Genomic DNA, 597 nt, shown 5'->3' with positions numbered 1-597 from the left:
GTCGAAGTCTTCCAAAACTACCAACTGGCGCAAAGCGACTTGGCAGATGCCGAAGAAATGCTGTCTGACCCTGAAATGAAAGACTTTGCCGCCGAAGAAATCGAAGCCGCAAAAGCCAAAATCGACGAACTCGATACCGAACTGCAAAAACTGCTACTGCCAAAAGATGCCGACGACGATAAAAACATCTTTATCGAAGTGCGCGCCGGTACCGGCGGCGACGAAGCCGCGCTGTTTGCAGGCGATTTGCTGCGTATGTACAGCCGCTACGCCGAGCGCAACCGCTGGCAGGTTGAAATTGTTTCCGCCAACGAAAGCGAATTGGGCGGCTATAAAGAAGTCATCGCCCGCATTATCGGCTTGGGCGCATACAGCCGTCTAAAATTTGAATCCGGTGGCCACCGCGTGCAACGCGTCCCTGCCACCGAAAGCCAAGGCCGTATCCACACCTCCGCCTGTACCGTTGCCGTCATGCCCGAAGCGGACGAGCTGGAAGACATTGAACTGAACCCGGCCGATCTGCGGATCGACACCTTCCGCGCATCCGGCGCCGGCGGTCAGCACATCAACAAAACCGACTCCGCCGTCCGTATCACC

General features: G+C 56.4%; 1 protein-coding gene. It reads left to right on the top strand.

The features are described from left to right. On the top strand, positions 1 to 597 hold a 597-nt coding region (locus ACTHUM_RS17730), incomplete at both ends, for a PCRF domain-containing protein (protein WP_440403652.1).

The sequence above is a fragment of the Neisseria sp. P0021.S006 genome (genome assembly GCF_051956895.1).
Note: the sequence above shows the minus strand (reverse complement) of the source record. Positions and strands in the feature narration are given on the sequence as shown.